The organism is Bradyrhizobium sp. P5_C11_2, from assembly GCF_054049755.1.
Window position 1 is genome coordinate 1 of the sequence record NZ_JBFULT010001060.1, and the last position, 1,151, is coordinate 1,151.

The window sequence follows — 1,151 nt, forward strand, 5'->3', positions numbered from 1 at the left end:
GGGAGGTGCATGAGCAGCCCAACCCTGCCACCGCCGCGCAAGCGACCGACGCGCCCGGCCGGTTGCATGCTGCGGTTGGCGGTGCGCGCAGTTCGGCGGAGCAGACCGATTGGCACGACGAGGCCGAACGCGCCTTCCTGCGGAGCCTCGCTGGCCGGCTCGATACGGCCGTCAGTTCAGGCGAGACCGCAGCTTTGACCATGGTGGCCTCGCCGCGTGCACTCGGCATGATCCGCGCCGACTATACCGACGCCGTGCGCAAGGCGCTCCAGGGCGAGGTCGGCAAGGACCTCGTCAAGCTACCGGTCTACGAGATCGAGAAGCAATTGCTTCTGTCGGGTGCCCCCAGTTAGGGCTCCCGCCGGGAGCGGACGCGTCGGCGCCCCTCAGTTGCAGGGGTGCCGGCGGCCGTCCTGGCCGACGTAGGTGGACGCGCTGCGGTAGCAGCCGTTGGTCGACGGGCCGTCATAATAGGCGAAGGTGCCGGGGGTGATGCCCGGTCCGTAATTGTGCAGATAGCTGATCTGGTAGGGCAGCGGGTTGGCGTGGTTGCGGTAATGCCGGTGGTGCCGCGCCTCCGCGAGGCTGGGGGCTAGGATTGCGGCCGACAGGGCAGCAACTGCGGCAACAAGCTTCAATTTGCTCATCTCGATTCTCCGGAACCCGCGCTGAGAGGTCGGTTCGTTATAGCGATTTTGGGCGGGCTAGGCACCCAAACGGCCGGAAATCCAGGCCAATTCCGCCGATTCCCGGGCGGGTGTGACCGAAATGCCGGGGCGCCCCCGGGCCTGCCCATTTTTGGCCTTTTCGGGATGCTTAACGAATTTCCCACACAAGTATGACCAAAGAGAATTCGGTTAGATTCCTGCCGGCCCCCTGGGGGTCCTTCGAGGCCGGTCCATTCCTGCAAGGTTTTCACCGTTACTTTGCCATGCGCATCACGCTCCTGAGCCTGCTGTTGCTCTCCGTCGCGGTCGCCACACCCGCGCGGGCGGATCTGCACATCACCCGCGACCATGGTGGCTATGTCGAGGAGTATAAGGCCAAGTACAAGCGCGTCCGCGACAAGCGCGAGCGCGTCATCATCGACGGCATCTGCAACTCGGCCTGCACGCTGGTGCTCGGCATCGTGCCGATGAACAAGATCTGCG

The 1,151-nt window shown here is 64.9% G+C and carries 2 protein-coding genes and 1 pseudogene; 2 read left to right on the forward strand and 1 reads right to left on the reverse strand.

Annotated elements, in window-relative coordinates; translation table 11 throughout:
• Positions 1 to 353 (forward strand): host attachment protein (locus tag ACXJL8_RS41645; RefSeq protein WP_456687102.1); only part of this gene is annotated, 353 nt, incomplete at its 5' end.
• 33 nt (positions 354 to 386) lie between these two features.
• Here the strand turns inward: ACXJL8_RS41645 and ACXJL8_RS41650 are convergent.
• Entirely contained in the window at positions 387 to 647 is a 261-nt protein-coding gene (locus ACXJL8_RS41650) for a hypothetical protein (protein WP_456618107.1), read from the reverse strand.
• A gap of 284 nt (positions 648 to 931) precedes the next feature.
• On the opposite strand from ACXJL8_RS41650, the pseudogene ACXJL8_RS41655 reads away from it, so the two are divergent.
• Positions 932 to 1,151, forward strand: a pseudogene (locus ACXJL8_RS41655) (hypothetical protein); the annotation flags it as partial.